We start from the raw sequence: 18,686 nt of genomic DNA on the forward strand, positions 1-18,686 counted from the left end.
TGCCTGGATTCCTTTCATCCCATTCACCCCCTATCTCCCAGTGAACCCAGTACCGCGGGTGATCGCAGAAGGGGCGGGCGGCGGAAAACCGGTTTTCCGTGGCCCTCCGTCTTCCTAGCCTTGCGGGATGACGCCCCCGAGGTATCCCGCCAAGCCCCGGCCCGGCGACCGGGTCGCCGTCGTCTCCCCCTCCTCCGGCCTGCCCGGCCTCTTCCCCCGCCCCCACGAGCTCGGGCTGCGCCGGATCCGCGAGGACTTCGGGCTGGAGCCGGTGGAATACCCGGCGACACGGAAGATGAACGCGACCCCCGAGGAGCGGGCCGCGGACCTGCACGCCGCCTTCGCCGACCCGGAGATCAAGGCGGTGATCGCCAGTATCGGCGGGGACGACCAGCTCACCGTCCTCCCCCACCTCGACCGCGAGCTGCTCCGCGACCACCCCAAGCCGTTCTTCGGCCACAGCGACAACACCAATCTGCTGTTGTTCCTGCGGAACTTGGGCATCGTCGGCTACTACGGCGGCTCTGTGATGGTCCACTTCGGCCGCCCGGGCGCCCTGCACCCGCTGACCGCCGCTTCCCTGCGGGCGGCGCTGTTCGCCTCCGGCCCGTACGAGCTCGCCCGGGCGGCCGCCTCCGGTGACATCGACCGCCCGTGGGACGACCCGCTCACCTTCGCCTCGGAGCCGCCCATGGAGCCTGCCGCGGGCTGGAGTTGGCACCGGGGCGACCGGGTCGTCGAGGGGCCGGGCTGGGGCGGCTGCCTGGAGACGCTGTCCGGGCTGCTGGCGGCGGACCGCGAGGTGCTGCCCCCAAAGACCTACGCGGGACACGTGCTCTTCCTGGAGACCTCCGAGGAGCTGCCCGGTGCGGATGAGGTGTACCGGATCCTGCGGGCCATGGGCGAGCGCGGGCTGCTGCGGCAGTTCCCCGCGCTGCTGATGGGCCGGGCCAAGAGCTGGTCGTTCGGGGAGCCGCTCACCGCCCCGGAGCGGGCCCGGTTCCGCGAGCGGCAGCGCACCGCGGTGCTGCGTGCCCTGGAGCGTTACGCCCCGGAGACGATGGCCGTCTTCGACATCGACCTCGGCCACACCGACCCGCAGGTCGTGATCCCGGTCGGGGGCCGGATCCGGGTGGACGGGCCGGGCCGGAGGGTCACGGTCACGTACTGAACGCGGCGGGCGCGGGATCCAGGAGGGCCAGGTCCAGCGCCGCCAGCCGGGCGGGGGCCGCGATCACTTCGTAGGCCGCGATCCGGCCGTCCTCGACCGTGGGGACGAGGACGAGGACGAGCCGGCCGCGCGGGGCCACGACGACGCCCACGGCGCCGTTGACCAGCGCCGTCTGCGCGTGGCGCGCCCGGCGGCCGAGGACGGCGGTCTCGCGGATCACGGCGCGGGCGCCGCGTACCTCGGCCGGGACGCCGGGCGGCAGGGCGGCGGGGTCGGCGCGGCGGACGACGCCGGGGGCGAGCACGGCGAGGAGCCCGTCGAGGTCGCCGCCGCGCGCGGCCGCGAGGAAGGCGTCGACGACGTCCCGCTGCCGGGCGAGATCGGCCTCGGGGACCACGGGGTCGCCGTGCACCTTGTGACGGGCGCGGCTGGCGAGCTTCTTCGTGGTGACGGGGGACCGCCCCACGATCGGCGCGATCTCCTCGAAGGGCACGGCGAACAGGTCGTGCAGCACGAACGCGACCCGCTCGGCCGGTCCCAGCCGGTCCAGCACCACGAGCAGCGCGCGGCCGACCGAGTCCATGAGCAGCACCTCCTGCTCGGGTTCGCTCCCGTCCGGGAGCGGGACGGCGTCGGCCGGTTCCTCACGGCGCGCGGCGCGGGCGCGCAGCATGTCCAGGCAGATCCGGGAGACGACCGTGGTCAGCCAGGCGGCCGGGTTCTCGATGCCGCCGGCGCCGGCGCGGTCGAGCCGCAGCCACGTCTCCTGGACGGCGTCCTCCGCCTCGGTGAGCGAGCCGAGCATCCGGTGGGCGACGGCCCGCAGCCGGGCCCGGTGCTGCTCGAAGCGTTCCGCCAGCCGGTCGTGCTCGTCCATGGGTCACCTTTCCGCGCCGCGGTCCGTCGACGTAATGACCGACTTGAGGGCATATACAGCGAAACCGAGGTATCCATGATGAGCACCCTGATCCGGACCTCCGTCGAGCAGCCCCTGCTGCGTCCCCTGTGCCTCGGGGACCTCCGGCTGCCCAACCGCACCGTCATGGCCCCGGCCACCCGGGCCAGGGCGGCCGGCGCGGGCCTCGTGCCCACGGAGCTGCACGCCGCGTACTACGGCCAGCGGGCCGGGGCGGGGCTGATCGTCACCGAGGGCACCTGGGTCGGCGAGCGGGCCGTCGGCTTCGTCCGCGTCCCGGGCGTCTACAGCGAGGAGCAGGTCGAGGGCTGGCGGCGGGTGACGGACGTCGTCCACTGCCTCGGCGGCCGGATCGTGCTCCAGCTCTGGCACACCGGTGCCGCCTCGCACCCCGACCACCTGGGCGGCGGGCGGCCGCTGGGCCCGTCGGCGGTCGACCCGCGGGAGACGTCCTTCACCCCGGAGGGGCGCAAGCCCACGGTCGTCCCGCGCGCGATGACCCGCGCGGACATCGGGGAGACGGTCGCGGAGTACGGGACCGCGTCCGCGAACGCCCGGCGGGCCGGATTCGACGGAGTGGAGATCCACGCCGTCGGCTCCTACCTGATCCCGCAGTTCCTCAACCCGCGGCTCAACCGCCGTACCGACGCCTACGGCGGGACGCCCGCCCGGCGCCGCCGGCTGCTGGCGGAGGTCGTCGAGGCGGCCGCGGCGCCCTGGCCCGGGCGGCGGGTCGGCGTGCGCCTGTCGCCGTACTGGACGGCCGCGCGCTTCGCGCCCGACGCCCGTACGCTCGCCGAGTTCGACGAGCTCGTGGACGCGTTGAACGGCTTCCCGCTGGCCTATCTGCACCTGCGCGGCCGGGACCCGTCCCCGTCGGACGCCGTCCCAGACTTCGCGGCGCTGGACCGCTACCGGCGGCTGTTCCACGGCCCGTTGATCGCCAACAACGGCTTCGGCCGGGCGTCCGCGAACGCCCTGATCGAGGAGGGCATCGCCGACGCCGTCTCGTTCGCCACGCACTTCATCGCCAACCCGGACCTGGTCGGCCGGTTCGCCCTGGGCCAGGAGCTGACGGCCGGGGACCCGGCCACGTACTACTCGGGCGGGGCCGAGGGGTACGTCGACTACCCGGTCTGCACCCACTGGAGCGGGTGAGGCGGGCACGGCGCGGGCGGCGGACACGGTCAGCCCCCGGGGCGCACCAGGGTCAGGCGGCGGTCGGGCAGGTGGCCGGTGAGGGCGACGGTGGGCCCGTGCGAGAGGACCTTGGGGTCCGGTACGTCGGAGGGGACGGGGACGGCGTCCGCTGGTCCGTCGGAGGCTCCCGGGGCGGGCGGGAAGGGCGCCGCGGTCTCGACCATCCGCAGGTAGTGCTCCAGCGACTTGGCCCGGTCGACACCGACCGCGGCGGTGACGCGGCCCCGGTAGCCGTAGACCGCCACCAGGCGGCCCTCCTCCACCGAGCCCTGGACGATGACCACCTGGTCGGAGAAGGTCGGCACGCCGACGGACTTGATGTTGAGCCCGAACTGGCTGGACCAGAAGGCCGGGACGGTCAGGTGGGGGCGGCGCAGCGGCCCCGGGCTGACCATGTTGTGCGCCGCGACCTCGGCCTGGGCCACGGCGTTGCCCCAGTGTTCGAGGGAGAGCATCTGGTACTCGAAGAGCGGGTGGGGGAAGCGGGCGACGTCGCCGGCGACGAAGTAGTCGTCGGTGACGATCCCGTACATGTCGAACGCGCGGCAGCCCGCGTCGCAGGCCACGCCCCGGGGTCCGGCCGCGAGGCCCGCCCCGGCGAGCCACTCGGTGTTGCGCACCGCGCCCAGGGCGACCACGGCGACGTCGGCCTCGATCCGTTCGCCGTCGGAGAGTTCGGCGCCGGTGAGCCGGCCGGCGCCGCCGGTCAGGGCGGTGACGGTGACCCCGCAGCGCAGGTCGACGCCGTGGGCCCGCTGCAGCCGGGCGGCGAACGCGCCGAGCGTGCCGCCGAGGGCGCCGACGAGCGGGGCGGGGCCGCGTTCGGCGACCGTCACGGCGAGGCCGCGTTCGCGGCACGCGGAGGCGATCTCCGAGCCGGTGAACCCGGCGCCGATCACCAGGACCCGGCGGGGGCCGGCGTCCAGGAGCCGGGCGAGTTCCGCGGCGTCGTCGGCGGTGCGCAGCGTCACCACGCCCGCCAGGCGGGCCTCGTCGCGGTTCGGCCAGGGCCGGGCGCGGGTGCCGGTGGCGATCAGCAGCCGGTCGAAGGGGAGCTGGCCGCCGTCGCCGAGGAGGACGCGCCTGCCGGTCGGATCGATGCCGGCGGCGTGCACGCCGAGGAGCCAGCGGGCGTCCAGCGACCGGCGCCGGGGCAGGGTCGTTCCGTGGGCGGGCACCCTGCCGAGCAGTGCCTGCTTCGACAACGGGGGTCTGTCGTACGGCGGGTGGGGCTCCTCGCCGACGACGGTCAGGGGCCCGGCGAACCCCTTGTCGCGGAGCGTCTCCGCGGCGCGCAGCCCGGCCAGCGACGCGCCGACGACGACGATCCGTCCGTCGAACGGTTCACCCGGCACCCGACGGCTCCTCCCGGTGTGCTCCCTGGTCGCTTCCGTCCTACCACCGGGCGGGGCCGGGCGCGGAGCGGGTTGCTCCGTCCGGGGGGGGACGAGGACGGGACGGGGACGGGGACGAGGGACGGACGCTGGTGATCTTGAGGGGTGTTTTCCGCCACCCGTTCGCCGATTGTCGGCCAGATATGCCAACTGGCGGAAAATTTACGCCCAATGCGTTTTAAAAACGCCTTCGGACTCGCAGGATACGCGTCGGGATCATCTGCACCAGAAATCCCATACATCACAAAGGCGTTGAGAGGAACGGAAGAAAATGGCGGAACGGAGCCCGGAACAGCATGACGCGCGTCGGCTGTTGATGCAGTGGATATTCGGTTCCCGGGCCACGGAGGTACTGGTCACCGCGCTCCGGCTGAACATCCCGGAAACCCTCGGGGACGACGGGGCGGACGTGGCCGATCTCGCCCGTTCCTGCGACGTCCCCGCCGGGCAGCTCAACCGGCTCATGCGGACCCTGGCCAGCCTCGGGCTGTGCACCGAGCCCTCCCCCGGGCGCTACGCGCTCACCGAGGCCGGCTCGCTGCTGCGGGCCGGACACCCGGACTCCCTGGGCGACTTCGCCCGGTTCCACACCTCGCCGGTGGCCCTGGAGCCCTGGTCCCGCCTGGAGTCCAGCCTGCGCACCGGGCGCACCGCCTTCGACGAGCACTTCGGCGTGCCGCTCTACGAGTACTTCGCCGACAAGCCGGAGCTCACGGCGACGTTCAACGCGGCCATGAGCCAGGAGAGCAACAAGGTCGCCGTGGAGCTGCCCGGGCACTACGACTTCGGGCGGTACGACACCGTCATGGACATCGGCGGCGGGGACGGGACGCTGCTCGCCTCGATCCTGCGGCGCCATCCGGGCGTCAAGGGCGTGGTGTTCGAGAGCGCCGAGGGCGCGGCGCAGGCGGCCGGCACGGTGAAGGACGCCGGCCTGGAGGAGCGGTGCTCGGTCGCCACCGGCGACTTCTTCCGGAGCGTGCCGTCCGGCGCGGACCTCCTCGTCATCAAAAGCGTCATCCACAACTGGGACGACGAGCGCGCGACCGCGATTCTCCGCAACTGCCGCGAGGCGCTGCCCGAGCACGGCCGCCTGATCGTCGTCGAGGTCGTCCTCCCCGAGACGGTCACCCCCGACACCCCGGAACTCAATCCCTACATCAAGGATCTCCAAATGCAGATCCTGGTGAGCGGAAAGGAGCGTACCCGCAGCGATTTCGAGGAATTGTGCGCCCGGGCCGGGCTGCGGGTGACGGAGGTCTTCCCGCTGCCGTCGTACACGGGGTTCTCGATCGTCGAGGCGGAGCGGGCGTAGCGGGGGCCGCGGCGTAGCGGGCGCCGCGCATGCGGGCGTGCGATACGTCCGCCCTGCAACGCGCGGCGCCCGGGCACCCGGCTCGGTCATGGCCCGAGATCAGCGGGATGCGTACACCCTTACGGGTGAGCGCGGTAGCAGAAGCGCGCGACCCGCAGGCCCGTTGCTGTAGATCCTGACCGTCGTCATGCTGCTACCACGACGTCTGCGGAGAACCTATGAGCACCCAACCTCACACGTATGCGCCGGGCGACCCCGAAACCGCCTTGAAGTACGCGATCCAGCACCTTGAATGGGATCGCGTGCAGATCGTAGAGGGGATCATCCAGCCCTTGTCTCCGACGTGGGGCCATGAGAAGGCGTCTCCGACGTGGGGCCACGAGAAGGCCATCACCAAGATCCGCAGGCAGGTTGAGCCAGTAGCGGACAAGCTGGGATGCTTCGCGGGCTCAGGCAACATCGATCTGCCGGGCACCAGCAACTGGTACGTACCCGACCTGGCGATCGTCCCCGAAGACCTGTCCGGCGAGGATGCGCTGCTCCCCGACCAGACGCTCCTCGTCGTCGAGGTCACCTCGGACTCCAACGGGGACACCGACAGGGTCGTGAAGCGCCGCCGCTACGCCGAATACGGCGCCCCGCTCTATCTCCTCGTCGACCGCCGGGAGCGCTCCTGCACGCTCTTCTCGGACCCCGGCGAGCTCGGCTACATGAAGGCGGACGGCCCCCGCCCCTTCGGCACCCCCATGCACCTCCCGGAGCCCTTCGAACTCGCCCTGGACACCTCGGAATTCTGAACGCCGCGCCCGGCCCCGGCCGGTCAGCGCGGCGCGTGCCGGGCCGTGTACGCGGCGAAGGGCTCGATGCCGACGCCGGCGCGCAGGGCGTCCACCCTGTCCGGCTCGCGGCACGGCCACGGGACGGGTCCGCCGTCGGCGTCGACGCCGGCGATCTGGGTGCCGTAGATCTGCTCGCGGCCCTCGTTGGTCAGCGTCCGGTCGGTCAGGAAGGCCAGGTCGCGGACGCTCGCCGCGCCGGACTCGACCGCCGCCGTCATCAGCTCCACCGCCCGGCGCTGGACGTGGAGTTGATGGTCGGCGTGCTGGGCGATCAGCCAGGCGGCGCGGGCCGCGTCCGCGCCGAAGCGGTCGGCCGTGGGCCAGCCGTGGCCGTCCATGATCTCGTCGAGCCGGTCGCCGTGGCGGGCCGTCAGGCGGCGCCAGGCCAGCCGTTCGGCCACGTCCTCACTGTGCGCCAGGGCGGTCGCCGCGTGGTCCTCGGCGGCCATGGCCACCAGTTCCCCGGCCAGCCGCGCCTCGTCGTCGGTCATTGGTCCAACTCTCCTTCCCCAGGCCGCCCGATGCGGCCCGCGCCTCACACTAGGCGGCTCCGAGCTGCGAAAACTCCTCCCGGAGGGGGGTGACAGGGCGGGGCCGGGGCCGGGATACTGGACAAGTGCCCGATCGGGGGCGCACCAGATCGAGGACGGCTTCGCGGCTTCACTCTTCCCCCGCCGTCCTTTCACCGTTCCCCCTTCTTCGAGGACCCTTGCGGCCGCACGAGCCGAATCGACTCCAGGCGATGCAGTAACGATCTCATATCTGAGATACCGTCTGACTCATGACAGACGCCTACCTCGCCCGCATCGGCAAGCTCATCCGTGACGCCCGGCAGCACCGGGGCTGGACCCAGGCACAGCTCGCCGACGCACTCGGCACCAGTCAGAGCGCGGTCAACCGCATCGAGCGCGGAAATCAGAACATCAGTCTTGATATGATCGCCCGCATCGGTGAGGCGCTGGACAGCGAGATCGTCTCGCTCGGCTACGCGGGTCCCATGCACCTGCGCGTCGTCGGCGGCCGCCGGCTGTCCGGCTCGATCGACGTCAAGACCAGCAAGAACGCCTGCGTGGCCCTGCTCTGCGCGACCCTCCTCAACGCCGGCCGCACCACCCTGCGGCGCGTCGCCCGCATCGAGGAGGTCTACCGGATCCTGGAGGTGCTCGGCAGCATCGGCGTCCGCACCCGCTGGATCAACGACGGCAACGACCTGGAGGTCGTACCGCCGGCCGATCTCGACCTGGCGTCGATGGACCGGGAGGCGGCCCGCCGCACCCGCAGCGTCATCATGTTCCTCGGTCCCCTGCTGCACCGCATGGACCAGTTCGGCATCCCCTACGCCGGCGGCTGCGACCTGGGCACCCGTACGGTCCAGCCGCACATGGCGGCCCTGCGCCACTTCGGTCTGGAGATCACCGCCACCGACGGCACGTACCACGCCCGCGTCGACCGCGACGTGCGCCCGGCCCGCCCCATCGTGCTGACCGAGCGCGGGGACACCGTCACCGAGAACGCCCTGCTGGCCGCCGCCCGGCACGACGGCGTGACCGTCATCCGCAACGCCAGCTCCAACTACATGGTCCAGGACCTGTGCTTCTTCCTGGAGGAGCTCGGAGTGCGGGTGGAGGGCGTGGGCACCACGACCCTTACCGTCCACGGCGTGGCCCACATCGACCGGGACGTCGACTACGCGCCGTCCGAGGACCCGGTCGAGGCCATGAGCCTGCTGGCCGCCGCCGTGGTCACCGAGTCCGAACTGACCATCCGCCGCGTGCCCGTGGAGTTCCTGGAGATCGAGCTCGCGGTGCTGGAGGAGATGGGCCTCGACCACGAGCGCAGCCCCGAGTACCACGCCGACAACGGCCGCACCCGGCTGCTCGACCTCACCGTGCGTCCCTCCAAGCTCCGGGCCCCCATCGACAAGATCCACCCGATGCCCTTCCCCGGGCTCAACATCGACAACGTCCCGTTCTTCGCGGCGATCGCCGCCTCCGCCCAGGGCCAGACCCTCATCCACGACTGGGTCTACGACAACCGCGCCATCTACCTCACGGACCTCAACCGTCTCGGCGCCGACGTCAAGCTCCTCGACCCGCACCGCGTCCTGGTCGAGGGCCCGACCCGCTGGCGCTCGGCCGAGATGATGTGCCCGCCGGCCCTGCGCCCGGCGGTGGTGGTGCTGCTGGCGATGATGGCGGCGGAGGGCACGTCCGTACTGCGCAACGTCTATGTCATCAACCGGGGTTACGAGGACCTGGCGGACCGGCTGAACTCGATCGGGGCGCAGATCGAGATCTTCCGGGACATCTGAGACGCACGAGAAGAGGGGCGGGGGACGTTCAGCGGGTTCCGGGGATTCCTCCTGCGGTGCCGCGAGGACGGACTCGCCGTGATCGAGGCGGAGATCACCGCCTTCGGCGAGGCGCTCGCGGCGCACGGCGCCGTGCCGGGCGCGCACGACACGGCGGCGACGGCCGACTACGAACGCGCCCTCGACGCGTACGAGCGCGCCAAGCGCGACGTCGTCGGCGGTCGGACACACGCGCGGTTCGGCCACGGGCCCGTGTGGCCGACCGTGCACTGCCGGGGTGACCGGTCTGTCACGCCTTTGTGAGGGCCGTTGCCCCGAACGACACGTCGAAGCGGTCGCACCAGATGCTGACGCTCGTGTACTTGTCCAGGTCGAGGCCCTCGGGCAGCGCGTAGTTCTGGTCGCCCTTGTTGCCCTTCAGCGATCCCAGGCCCACATGGGCCCCGTCGTCGAAGACGTGCCAGCCGGCCCGGCCCGGTTTTACCGGGGCGTCGCTGAGCAGGACCTTCACGTCGGGGCCGTTGCTGGTGGCGAGGCCCTCCAGGCGCAGGGTGCGGCTGCCGTCGGGCGCCTGGAGGATCCGTACCGAGCCGGAGGTGGTGTGCTCGTGGCTGATGAGGCTGCCGGTGGCGAGGGTGCGGGTGTCGGCGGAGGCCGCTTCGCGCACGGTCCGGTCCTGCCACAGCTTCCACGGCTGGAACCAGTACGCGGCGGCTCCGGCCAGCAGCGCGCCGCAGCCCAGCACCCCGATGACCACCGGCTTCCGCAGCCACTGCCGTACTCGTCCCATGCTCCGCTCCCCTGGGTCGCCGATCGTTCTGTACCGGGGGTAACGACGGACATGCCGGATTTTCTCCCGCGGGACGGCTCGTTTCAGGGCACCACCGCGATCCCGTCCAGTTCGACCAGCGCCTCCTCGTCCCACAGCCGCACCACCCCGATCACCGCCATCGCCGGGTACTCCCGCCCCGCCAGCCGCCGCCACGCCGCCCCCAACTCGGCGGCGCACGCGCGGTACGCGGCGACGTCGGTCGCGTAGACGGTGACCCTGGCCAGGTGGGACGGCTCGCCGCCCGCGGCGGCCAGGGCGGTCAGCAGGTTCGCCAGGGCGCGTTCGAACTGGGCCGCCAGGCCGCCGGGGACGACGCGCCCCCGACCGTCGAGGCCCGTCTGGCCCGCGAGGAGCACCAGCCGGCCGCCGGAGACGGTCACCGCGTGGGAGAAGCCGCGGGGCGGGGAGAGGGACGCCGGGTTCAGCCGCTCCAGGCTCATGCGTCCTCCGGGCTCATGCGTCCTCCGGGCTCATCGGCGCAACTCCCGGACTGCTCATCGGTACAACTCCCGGGCTATGACCGTCCGCTGGATCTCCGTGGCGCCCTCGTAGATGCGCGGGGCGCGGACCTCGCGGTAGAGGTGCTCCAGCAGGTGGCCCTCCTCCAGGGCGCAGGCCCCGTGGATCTGGATCGCCGCGTCCACGACGTACTGCGCCGTCTCCGTGGCGTAGAGCTTGGCCATCGCCGAGCGGCCGGTGACGTCCGCCTCGCCCGCGTCGTGGGCGGCGGCCGCGGAGTGCACCAGCAGGGCGGCCGCCTCGGTGCGGGTGGCCATGTCGGCGAGGCGGTGCGAGACGGCCTGGAGGTCCTTCAACGGGCCGCCGAAGGCGCGGCGTTCGGCGGCGTGCGACAGGGCCGCGCGCAGGGCGGCGCGCGCCATGCCCACGGCGAGGGCGCCGACGCTCGGCCGGAAGAGGTCCAGCGTGCGCATGGCCAGCCGGAAGCCGCCGTCCACCTCCCCCACGACGTCCTCGGGGCCGACCGGGACGCCGTCGAAGGTGAGGGTGCCCAGGGGGTGCCCGCCGATCGTCCGGCGCGGCCGGCCGCCGAGTCCGGGGCGGCCGGCGGGGACGAGGAAGGCGGTGATGCCGTGCGCGCGGGCGCCCGGGCGGGTCCGGGCGAAGACCGTGTGGAGGTCGGCCTCGGGGGCGTTGGAGATCCAGGTCTTCTCGCCGTGCAGGGTCCAGCCGCCGCCGGCCGGCTCCGCGCGCAGCTCCAGGGCCGCCGCGTCCGAGCCCGCGCCCGGCTCGCTCAGCGCGAACGCCGTGACGGCGCGCCCCGCCACGACCTCCGGCAGCCAGCGGTCGCGCTGGGCCGCCGTGCCGGCCAGGGCCACCGGGCAGGCGCCGAGACCCTGAAGGGCCAGGGCCGTCTCCGCCGCGGTGGACTCCTGGGCGAGCGACTCGCGCAGCAGGCACAGGTCCATGGCGCGCACGATGCCGTCCTCGGGCAACACCCGTACCAGCAGGCCGAGTTCGCCGAGGGCGGCGACCAGGGGGCGGTTGACGCGGCCGGGTTCCGCGCCGTCCGCCAGGGGACGTAACCGCCGCGCGGCGAGGGCGCGCAGCTCCGCGCACCAGGCGCGCTGCTCCCGGTCCAGGGTGAACGAAGTCGTCACCGTACGTCCTCTCTGTCGCGCTCTGTTGACTGTCGTCACGGCCTCGTTACGCTGGCAGCGCATCCGTACGGTCGGCAAGACCCCCACGCACCTCCACCCTTCCCCGGCACGAGGGGGCGCATCCCGCCATGGAGCTCCTCCCGTCGGCACACGTCGACACCTTCACCCGCGACAGCCTGCCGCCCGCCGGCCAGTGGCCACGGCTCCGCTTCGACCTCGGTGCCCCGCGCTACCCCGACCGCCTCAACTGCGGCGCCGAGCTGCTGGACGCGACCATCGCCCGGCTGGGGCCGGACCGGCCGGCGGTCCGCGACATCGCCGGCACCGTCTGGACCTACGGCGAGCTCAAGGAGCGCGTCGACCGCGTCGCGCACACGCTCGCCGAGGACCTGGGTGTCGTCCCCGGCAACCGGGTGCTGCTGCGCGGCCCCACCACGCCCCATCTCGCGGTCTGCTGGCTCGCGGTGATGAAGGCCGGGGCCGTCGCCGTGACCGTCCTGGCCGCCCAACGCGCCCGGGAGCTGGCGGAGATGTGCCGCATCGCGCGGGTGACGCACGCCCTGTGCGACGCGCGGTCGGCCGGGGAGCTCGTCAAGGCGGCGGTGCCCTCCCTGCGGATGACGCTCTTCGGCGGCGGTTCGCCCGGCGACCTGCTGCGCCTGTCGGCGCGCAAACCGCCATCGTACGACCCGGTGCCGACCTCCGCGGACGACGTCGCGATCGTCGCGTTCACCTCCGGCACCACCGGACGCCCCAAGGGCTGCCTGCACTTCCACCGGGACGTGCTCGCCGTGGCCGACACCTTCTCCGCCCGCCTCGTGCGCCCGCGCCCGGACGACGTCTTCGGCGGCAGCCCGCCGCTCGGCTTCACCTTCGGCCTCGGCGGGCTGGTCGTCTTCCCGCTGCGCGCCGGCGCCTCGACGCTGCTGGCCGACCGGTCCGGTGCCGGACAGCTGCTCGCCGACGTCCAACGGCAGCGGATCTCCGTGCTGTTCACCGCGCCGACCGCCTACCGGGCGATGCTCGACCGCATCGGCGCGTACGACACGTCGTCCCTGCGCCGCTGCGTCTCCGCGGGCGAGCACCTGCCCGCCGCGCTGTGGCACGCGTGGCGGCGGGCGACCGGACTGCGCCTGATCAACGGCATCGGGACGACCGAGATGCTGCACATCTTCCTCGCCGCCGCCGACGACGACGCCCGCCCCGGTGCCACCGGCCTGCCGGTGCCCGGCTACGAGGCCCGCGTGGTCGGCGACGACGGCGCCCCCGTCCCCGACGGCTCCCCCGGGCTGCTGGCGGTGCGCGGCCCCACCGGCTGCCGCTACCTCGCCGACGAGCGGCAGACCGCGTACGTGCGCGGCGGGTGGAACGTCACCGGCGACCGCTACGTCCGGGACGCCGACGGCTGGTTCACCTTCCTCGGCCGCGCCGACGACCTGATCGTCTCCGCCGGGTACAACATCGCGGGCGCCGAGGTCGAGGACGCGCTGCTGCGCCATCCGGACGTGCTGGAGGCGGCCGTCGTCGGCCGGCCGGACGGGCGGCGGGGCGAGGTGGTCGTCGCCCACGTGGTGCTGCGGGCGGGGGTGCCGGGCGACGCGGCGGCCGCGGAGCGGCTCCGCGAGTTCACCACAAAGGAGATCGCCCCCTACAAGTGCCCTCGCGAGATCGTGTTCCGTGCCGCGCTCCCCCGGACGCCCAACGGCAAACTCCAGCGCTTCCTGCTGCGTTCGGACGCCCCGGCGCCCCCGTCGGCTCCTTTACAGTCTCCCCGTGACTGACCAGCAGCCGTCGCCGCACACTCCCCGCTCCCTGATCGTCTCCTTCTACGGCGCGTACGGGCGCGGGGTGGCCGGGCGACCGGCCGGCCCGGTGCCGATCGCGGCACTGATCCGGCTCCTCGGCGCGGTGGGCGTCGACGCGCCCGCGGTGCGGTCGGCCGTCTCCCGGCTCAAGCGGCGCGGTCTGCTGACCGCGGACCGCGCGGCGGGGGGCGCGGCCGCGTACGGGCTGTCGGCCGCCGCGCACCAGCTCCTGTCGGACGGCGACCGGCGCATCTACGCCCGGCCGGCGTCCTCCTCCCGGCCGGGACACCACGGCTGGCTCCTGGCCGTCTTCTCCGTCCCCGAACACGAGCGCCACAAGCGGCACTTGCTGCGCTCGCGGCTGGCGCGGCTGGGGTTCGGCACGGCGGCGCCGGGCGTGTGGATCGCGCCGGCCCACGTCCACGACGAGACCCGCCACACGCTGGAGCGCCTCGGGCTGTCCGGGTACGTGGAGCTCTTCCGCGGCCGCCACCTCGGCTTCGAGCCGACCTCGGACGCGGTGGCCCGCTGGTGGGACCTGGACGCGCTGGCCCGCCGCCACCGGGCCTTCCTCGCCGCGCACGAGCCGGTGCTGCGCCGCTGGACGCGCCGCCGCGCCACGCCCGTCGAGGAGGCGTACCGGGACCACCTGCTGGCCCTGGACGCCTGGCGCCGCCTCCCGTACGCGGACCCGGGCCTGCCGGTGGGCCTGCTGCCGGAGGGCTGGCCCGGGGTGCGGGCGGGGCGGGTGTTCGGGGGGCTGCACGGGCGGCTGAGGGAGGCGGGCGAGAGGTTCGTGGCGGGCGTGCTGGGGTGAGGCGCGGGCTACGGCCCGTCGGCCCCGTGCAGGCGGAGTTCGTACGCCAGCAGCGCCGCCTGCGTGCGGTTCTCGACGCCGAGCTTGGTGAGGGCACGGGAGACGTACGTCTTGATGGTGGACATGCTCATGTACAGCTGTCCGGCGATCTCGGCGTTGCTCATGCCCTCCCCGAGGAGCGTGAAGACCTGCCGCTCGCGTTCGCTGAGCCGGTCGACCAGGGCGCGGGCCTCGGCCGCGCGGCGGGCCAAGGGCGCGCCGCGAGAGAGGAGTTGCCGCGTGACCGTGGGGGAGAGCACGGTGCCGCCGGCGGCGACGGTGCAGATCGCGTGGATGAGCTGTTCCGGGTTGAGCTGCTTGAGCAGGAATCCCGATGCCCCGGCGTGCAGGGCGTCGGTGATGTTCTCGTCCATGCCGAACGTGGTCAGGACGAGCACCTTGGGGGGATCGGGCTGCGCGAGGAGCCGCCGCGTGGCGGTCAGGCCGTCGCAGCCCGGCATCTCGATGTCCATCAGCACCACGTCCGGGCGGCAGCGGTGGACCTCGTCGACAGCCTCGGCGCCGTCCCGGGCCTCCCCCACGACCGTGATATCCCCGGCGGCCTCCACGATGGCGCGGATCCCGGCGCGCACCAGGGCGTCGTCGTCGGCTATCAGGACACGGGTCATGCGTCTCTCCTCGGTGCGGGGTGCGGGGGGCCGGTGCGGGGGGTCAGTGGCGGCCGGGCGCCGGCAGCCGGGCCTCCAGGACGAAGCCTCCGCCGTCCCCGGGGGCCGTCGTCAGGGTGCCGCCCGCGGACTGGACCTCTTCGCGGAGCCAGACCAGGCCGTGGCCGGTGCCCGGCAGCGGGTCGCTGCCCGGCGACGGCGCCTCGTTGCGCACGGCGACGATCATCTCGGTGTCGGTCTGGTCGATCCGGATGTCGACGGCGGCGCTGCGGGCGTGGCGGGCGGCATTGCTCAGCCCTTCCGAGACGACCTTGTGGGCGAGGTCCTGGGCGGCCGGGTCCGGTGCCCGGGAGATGCGGACGTCGATGGTGATCCGGTGACCGCCGCTGCGGTAGCGGCCGATCACCGGGGCCAGGTCCGCCAGGGCGTACCGGCGGCCGGCCGGCGGTACGCCGTCGGGGTCGGGTGTCTTCGCGAGGATGACGATCTCCCGCAGGGCCTCGACGGCGTCGCGCCCCGCGTCGGAGATGAGCCGGCAGCGCTCCTTGACCGGTTCCGGGGCGTCCTTGCGGACCGCGATGGCCCCGGCCTGCAGCACCATGAGCGTGATCTGCCGCCCGACGCCGTCGTGGATGTCCCGTACGAGCCGCTCGCGCTGCCGCAGGGCCGCCTCGCGGAGCCGGCCCTCCTGCAACAGGGCTTCCCGCTCCTGCTGTTCGGCGGTGAGCGCGGCCATCCTCTTGTTCGTCTTGGCCAGATACCCCAGGAGCACGGGCACCAGGACGATCACCGCGCCGCCGGAGAGCGTGGCCTCCGGGTGCGGGGCGTGCGCGGCCAGCGCCTCCGGCGTCGCCAGCGCGAAGACCAGCGAGACGAGCACCAGGACCGCGGCCAGCGCGGAGCGGCCCTGGCGGACCGCCGTGTAGCAGGCCACCGTGGTGCTCAGCAGGTGGCCGGTGACCACGACGCCGGCGACGGACACCGCGCAGTAGGGCAGGAGCAGGCGTTCGCGCCACACCGTGGCCACCGCGATGGCGAGGGACAGCAGCAGCCCCGCGGTCCGGTTCGGGACGAGTCCCGCGTGCGGCATGGCGAGGGCGATCTCGACGAGCGGGATGCCGTAGACCACGGCCAGGACGGGGTTCTTCCACCGGCTGTCGCACAGAGCGGCGTACCACTCCATGCCCCTGCCGCGGTGCCCGGGAGGAGCCCCGGCCGTCCCCCGGGGATGCTGCTCGGACATGGGAACGCGCGCGCCCTTCTTCTCGCCTGTCGTCGGACCGGCCGGCCCGTGCGCGCCGCGGCCGTGGACGGGCACACGGCGCGCGGCACACCGCCGGGCAGTCGCCACGAAAGGTCCGAATCGGTGGTGAAGCCTATCCTCCGGACGTTGACACCGGAAGTGGACCAAGGTGGACGGCTTGTAGTCCCCGGTACCGTACGGGCGGCGGTGCGGCGTGCGTGATGTCCGTCTCCCGGACCGGCCGGGGGCGTGGGAGGTCAGCGGTTCCCCTGGTCCCGGACGAGCTCGGCGAAGGTCCTCTCCCGGTCGCGTTCCGGGTCGCGGAACGCCTCCTTCGCCGGGAAATACTTCTTCTGCGTCTTCCGCAGATCCGCCTCGGACAGGGTGGTCCGGCCCGTGGCGGACAGGGCCTTGCGCACCTCGGCGAGCTTGTCGTCCTTCATCTTCCGCCACCTCTCCTGGCGGCGGGTGAGCTCCCGCTGGTTCCACTCCCTGGCGCCACTGGCCCGGAACTCGTCGTCGGAGATCCTGTCGATCAGCTTGTCCAGGTACGGCTTCACGCTCTTCTCGACGAACTGGTCGTTGAACGTGTCGAAGCCGCTCTTCCCGTCCTTGCCGGGTTCGATCACCGCCGCGAAGGCGCCCGCGGCGACCTTGACGACCTGGTCCCCGTACAGCTCGGTCCGGGCGTCCTGCTGCTCCCACACCTGCGCGTCGATCTTCTTCTTCAGCGCGGACTCGTGGGCGCTGATGCGCTGCTTCTCCTCCGGCGAGGCGGCGCGGGCCCGGGACCGTTCGGCGATCCGCGCGACGGCCGCCTTCTTGGCCTTGGCCCACTTGCCCAGGGTGACCACGTCGGACGTCAGGACGCGCTTGAACTTCTCGTTGAGCCGGGGGAAGAGCTCCTGCAGGGCCTGCCCCTGGAGGCGGGCACCCCACTGCGCGTCACGGTGCTCCACGAGGTCCTTGACGGCGTCGCCCCACTGGGCGCGGTCGTGGTCCAGCTGCTTCTGCTCGGCGATCCACCCGGCGACCTCGTTGTACACCAGCTGCGCCAACTGCTCGACGAGCAGGGCGGGTTCGAGGAGCGGGGCGAACTCGGGCTGGGCGACCATGGCGACCTGGAGCCCCTCGGCGACCGAGTCGAAGGCGAGGTTGGCGTAGTCCCCCGTCTTGACGTCCTCGGTGATGGCGTAGCCGGTCGCGGCGATCCCCACGTACGGCAGCGCCTTCACGCCCAGGCCGGCGGCGCGGCCGGCCTGGCGGCCCACCCTGGCGAGCAGACCCGTGTCGGTCGTGAGCTCGTGCGCGGCCCGGAGGTCGCGGCCGAACGCCTCGCCGACCCGCGCGGAGAACTTCTCGAAGTCCTGCGCGCCGAGTTCCGCGCCCTTGGCGTCGTTCAGCGCCTTGTTGGTCTCGCGCAGTGGCGACAGCAGGGACTTGGGGTTCTTCTCGAACTCCTCCAGGGAGGTGACGTACTCGACGTCGTCGCCGTGCGCCCGCAGACGTTCCCGCTGCGTGCGGGCGACGTCCTCGCTGCACAGCGCGGCCGGGGCCGAACGCTTCGCCCGGCCCGACGCGGCGCCGGCCTGGCACACGCCGCTGCCTTCGGGCCAGCCCTTGCCCGCGAGCCACTGGCTCATGCCGGGGTGGGCGGGGTCGTCGACCCCCTCGATGAACAGGTACTTCCGGGGTATGTCCCCCTTGTACGCCCAGGCCCCGTTGGTCGACGCCCCGCCGAGCGGGCCGCCGCGGCCGTCCCCCTTGAGCGTGCCGCCGAGGATTCTGCCGTCCTTCTTCAAGGCGTCCCACCGGACCTTGACCCTGACGGCGTGCCGCTCCGTCGCGGCCGCGTCGGCCTGCCCGATGCCCTTGCCGCGGTAGAAGGCCTCGCGGTCCTCCAGGGCGTTGGCGCCCTCGATGCCCTTCTTCGAGGAGTCCCACATGAAGACGTGCTCGTGGTGCACGTTGTCCACGTACCCCGACGGCAGGTTCTTCAGTTCGGCCGTCACGTTCCTGCCCTCGGCGCGCCAGCGGTTCTTCGTGGTCTGCAGGCCGTTCCTGTCCAGCGACGCGCGCAGCTCGTCGAGGTCGACCTGCCCCCGGGGCCGCTTGTCGATGACGATGTGGGTGTACTCATCGGCGTGCGCCTGCTGGACGGCGGCCGCGTTGCCCGAATCCCCGGCCGGAGCGGCCTGGACGGCCCCTTCACCGACGACGGCCAGCACCACGGCCGACGCCATGACCGTGGTGATCACACGGGGGAGGACACGCCTCTGCCCTGGGTTCCTCATGGTTTTCCTCTGCCTGTGGCGATGCGGGAGGTTTTCCGGAGGACGTTCCCTCCTCCGGACGGAGCCGGAATCCGGCGCTCCGAACGCTGTCACGCGGCGCGGCGGGGTGTTGTCGTCCACGGGGACGTCCGGTGTCGTCCACGGGACCGTGCTTCTCCTCCTTGGGGAGGGGCCGCGGTCGCCCGCGGTCATCCCGCACGTGGGCGTCCGCACGTGGGCGTCCGCACGTGGGCGTCCGCACGTGGGCGTCCGCACGTGGGCG

At 73.2% G+C, this 18,686-nt stretch carries 17 protein-coding genes; 8 read left to right on the plus strand and 9 right to left on the minus strand.

Going from position 1 to position 18,686, the window contains the following annotated elements; all coding sequences use genetic code 11:
• Nucleotides 1-127 precede the first annotated feature (127 nt).
• On the plus strand, nt 128-1,171 hold the full coding sequence (locus tag I5Q34_RS30230) for a S66 peptidase family protein (RefSeq protein WP_199895631.1): 1,044 nt from the start codon (nt 128-130) through the stop codon (nt 1,169-1,171).
• Here I5Q34_RS30230 and I5Q34_RS30235 read toward each other — a convergent pair.
• On the minus strand, nt 1,161-2,048 hold the full coding sequence (locus I5Q34_RS30235) for a sigma-70 family RNA polymerase sigma factor (RefSeq protein ID WP_199895632.1): 888 nt from the start codon (nt 2,046-2,048) through the stop codon (nt 1,161-1,163). The genes I5Q34_RS30230 and I5Q34_RS30235 overlap by 11 nt on opposite strands.
• A 78-nt stretch (nt 2,049-2,126) precedes the next feature.
• Between I5Q34_RS30235 and I5Q34_RS30240 the strand changes: the two genes are divergently transcribed.
• Complete coding sequence (locus tag I5Q34_RS30240) at nt 2,127-3,245, plus strand: alkene reductase (RefSeq protein ID WP_199895633.1); 1,119 nt, start codon at nt 2,127-2,129, stop codon at nt 3,243-3,245.
• Nucleotides 3,246-3,274: 29 nt separating this feature from the next.
• Here I5Q34_RS30240 and I5Q34_RS30245 read toward each other — a convergent pair whose 3' ends face one another.
• Nucleotides 3,275-4,642 (minus strand): NAD(P)/FAD-dependent oxidoreductase, encoded by a 1,368-nt coding sequence (locus tag I5Q34_RS30245; protein ID WP_199895634.1) that lies wholly within the window; start codon nt 4,640-4,642, stop codon nt 3,275-3,277.
• A gap of 310 nt (nt 4,643-4,952) precedes the next feature.
• Here I5Q34_RS30245 and I5Q34_RS30250 point away from each other — a divergent pair, with 310 nt between their 5' ends.
• Together I5Q34_RS30250 and I5Q34_RS30255 are read left to right on the plus strand one after the other, a co-directional pair.
• Nucleotides 4,953-5,996 (plus strand): methyltransferase, encoded by a 1,044-nt coding sequence (locus I5Q34_RS30250; protein ID WP_199895635.1) that lies wholly within the window; start codon nt 4,953-4,955, stop codon nt 5,994-5,996.
• Nucleotides 5,997-6,214: 218 nt separating this feature from the next.
• The gene (locus tag I5Q34_RS30255; RefSeq protein WP_199895636.1) at nt 6,215-6,793 is read left to right on the plus strand and encodes a Uma2 family endonuclease; all 579 of its coding nucleotides are present in this window, start codon (nt 6,215-6,217) and stop codon (nt 6,791-6,793) included.
• Nucleotides 6,794-6,816: 23 nt separating this feature from the next.
• On the opposite strand, the gene I5Q34_RS30260 is transcribed toward I5Q34_RS30255, so the two are convergent.
• A complete protein-coding gene (locus I5Q34_RS30260) occupies nt 6,817-7,326 on the minus strand; it encodes a DUF6624 domain-containing protein (RefSeq protein WP_199895637.1) in 510 nt (169 codons plus the stop codon).
• 290 nt (nt 7,327-7,616) lie between these two features.
• Here I5Q34_RS30260 and I5Q34_RS30265 point away from each other — a divergent pair, with 290 nt between their 5' ends.
• Nucleotides 7,617-9,146: a UDP-N-acetylglucosamine 1-carboxyvinyltransferase gene (locus tag I5Q34_RS30265; protein ID WP_199895638.1), complete on the plus strand. Its 1,530-nt coding sequence runs from the start codon at nt 7,617-7,619 to the stop codon at nt 9,144-9,146.
• Nucleotides 9,147-9,224: 78 nt separating this feature from the next.
• The gene (locus I5Q34_RS30270; RefSeq protein WP_199895639.1) at nt 9,225-9,449 is read left to right on the plus strand and encodes a hypothetical protein; all 225 of its coding nucleotides are present in this window, start codon (nt 9,225-9,227) and stop codon (nt 9,447-9,449) included.
• Here the strand turns inward: I5Q34_RS30270 and I5Q34_RS30275 are convergent.
• The 3 genes from I5Q34_RS30275 to I5Q34_RS30285 form a co-directional block, all read right to left on the minus strand.
• Nucleotides 9,436-9,936 carry a DM13 domain-containing protein gene (locus I5Q34_RS30275; RefSeq protein WP_199895640.1) on the minus strand — a complete coding sequence of 167 codons (501 nt, stop codon included), beginning with the start codon at nt 9,934-9,936 and terminating at the stop codon, nt 9,436-9,438. The genes I5Q34_RS30270 and I5Q34_RS30275 overlap by 14 nt on opposite strands.
• An 83-nt stretch (nt 9,937-10,019) precedes the next feature.
• Nucleotides 10,020-10,418, minus strand: coding sequence for a RidA family protein (locus I5Q34_RS30280; protein ID WP_199895641.1), 399 nt, complete (start codon nt 10,416-10,418; stop codon nt 10,020-10,022).
• A 54-nt stretch (nt 10,419-10,472) separates the two neighbouring features.
• A complete protein-coding gene (locus tag I5Q34_RS30285; RefSeq protein WP_277965589.1) occupies nt 10,473-11,597 on the minus strand; it encodes an acyl-CoA dehydrogenase family protein in 1,125 nt (374 codons plus the stop codon).
• Nucleotides 11,598-11,725: 128 nt separating this feature from the next.
• Here I5Q34_RS30285 and I5Q34_RS30290 point away from each other — a divergent pair, with 128 nt between their 5' ends.
• Both I5Q34_RS30290 and I5Q34_RS30295 read left to right on the plus strand, forming a co-directional pair.
• On the plus strand, nt 11,726-13,378 hold the full coding sequence (locus tag I5Q34_RS30290) for an AMP-binding protein (RefSeq protein WP_199895642.1): 1,653 nt from the start codon (nt 11,726-11,728) through the stop codon (nt 13,376-13,378).
• Nucleotides 13,371-14,219, plus strand: coding sequence for a PaaX family transcriptional regulator C-terminal domain-containing protein (locus tag I5Q34_RS30295; RefSeq protein ID WP_199895643.1), 849 nt, complete (start codon nt 13,371-13,373; stop codon nt 14,217-14,219). The genes I5Q34_RS30290 and I5Q34_RS30295 overlap by 8 nt, the downstream gene beginning before the upstream one ends.
• An 8-nt stretch (nt 14,220-14,227) precedes the next feature.
• Here I5Q34_RS30295 and I5Q34_RS30300 read toward each other — a convergent pair whose 3' ends face one another.
• From I5Q34_RS30300 to I5Q34_RS30310, 3 genes are all read right to left on the minus strand, one after another.
• Entirely contained in the window at nt 14,228-14,887 is a 660-nt protein-coding gene (locus tag I5Q34_RS30300) for a response regulator transcription factor (protein WP_199895644.1), read from the minus strand.
• Nucleotides 14,888-14,930: 43 nt separating this feature from the next.
• On the minus strand, nt 14,931-16,130 hold the full coding sequence (locus I5Q34_RS30305) for a sensor histidine kinase (RefSeq protein ID WP_199895645.1): 1,200 nt from the start codon (nt 16,128-16,130) through the stop codon (nt 14,931-14,933).
• Nucleotides 16,131-16,387: 257 nt separating this feature from the next.
• A complete protein-coding gene (locus I5Q34_RS30310; RefSeq protein ID WP_199895646.1) occupies nt 16,388-18,388 on the minus strand; it encodes a hypothetical protein in 2,001 nt (666 codons plus the stop codon).
• Nucleotides 18,389-18,686 lie beyond the last annotated feature (298 nt).

The organism is Streptomyces sp. AV19, from assembly GCF_015999245.1.
Classification (GTDB): domain Bacteria; phylum Actinomycetota; class Actinomycetes; order Streptomycetales; family Streptomycetaceae; genus Streptomyces.

Bases quoted from the DNA above. Each gene is read 5' to 3' on its own strand.
- I5Q34_RS30230 (WP_199895631.1), top strand. From the start codon at position 128: ATGACGCCCCCGAGGTATCCCGCCAAGCCCCGGCCCGGCGACCGGGTC.
- I5Q34_RS30235 (WP_199895632.1), bottom strand. From the start codon at position 2,048: ATGGACGAGCACGACCGGCTGGCGGAACGCTTCGAGCAGCACCGGGCC.
- I5Q34_RS30240 (WP_199895633.1), top strand. From the start codon at position 2,127: ATGAGCACCCTGATCCGGACCTCCGTCGAGCAGCCCCTGCTGCGTCCC.
- I5Q34_RS30250 (WP_199895635.1), top strand. From the start codon at position 4,953: ATGGCGGAACGGAGCCCGGAACAGCATGACGCGCGTCGGCTGTTGATG.
- I5Q34_RS30255 (WP_199895636.1), top strand. From the start codon at position 6,215: ATGAGCACCCAACCTCACACGTATGCGCCGGGCGACCCCGAAACCGCC.
- I5Q34_RS30260 (WP_199895637.1), bottom strand. From the start codon at position 7,326: ATGACCGACGACGAGGCGCGGCTGGCCGGGGAACTGGTGGCCATGGCC.
- I5Q34_RS30265 (WP_199895638.1), top strand. From the start codon at position 7,617: ATGACAGACGCCTACCTCGCCCGCATCGGCAAGCTCATCCGTGACGCC.
- I5Q34_RS30275 (WP_199895640.1), bottom strand. From the start codon at position 9,936: ATGGGACGAGTACGGCAGTGGCTGCGGAAGCCGGTGGTCATCGGGGTG.
- I5Q34_RS30280 (WP_199895641.1), bottom strand. From the start codon at position 10,418: ATGAGCCTGGAGCGGCTGAACCCGGCGTCCCTCTCCCCGCCCCGCGGC.
- I5Q34_RS30290 (WP_199895642.1), top strand. From the start codon at position 11,726: ATGGAGCTCCTCCCGTCGGCACACGTCGACACCTTCACCCGCGACAGC.
- I5Q34_RS30300 (WP_199895644.1), bottom strand. From the start codon at position 14,887: ATGACCCGTGTCCTGATAGCCGACGACGACGCCCTGGTGCGCGCCGGG.
- I5Q34_RS30305 (WP_199895645.1), bottom strand. From the start codon at position 16,130: ATGTCCGAGCAGCATCCCCGGGGGACGGCCGGGGCTCCTCCCGGGCAC.